Source organism: Tritonibacter sp. SIMBA_163 (assembly GCF_046535935.1).
Lineage (GTDB): Bacteria > Pseudomonadota > Alphaproteobacteria > Rhodobacterales > Rhodobacteraceae > Epibacterium > Epibacterium scottomollicae.
Genome location: NZ_JAWJBP010001297.1, coordinates 1 through 237, shown reverse-complemented (window position 1 = coordinate 237; position 237 = coordinate 1). Strand labels below are relative to the sequence as shown.

Annotated in this window: 1 pseudogene; it reads right to left on the bottom strand. The window is 60.3% G+C overall.

Going from position 1 to position 237, the window contains the following annotated elements:
• A pseudogene (locus R0J92_RS26485) lies at positions 1 to 237 on the bottom strand (diaminopimelate decarboxylase); the annotation flags it as partial.

Below are 237 nucleotides of genomic sequence, written 5' to 3'. Positions count from 1 at the left end.
TCATTCAGCGCACCGTCGAGCATCAGGAAATCGCGACCTTCGCCATGTTTCACGTAGATCACCTTGGACACCATCCAACCCGCATTGCCGGCAATCAACCGGCCCGGCTCGATTTCAATTTCGCAATTCAGATGGCCCAGCTCTCCCTTGATCATCTCCCCGTATTCGACCGGCAGCGCCCCGGCTTCATTTGATCGCGTGTCGGGCCTGCCCCGCCCGCCCCCAAGATCGAGGCCC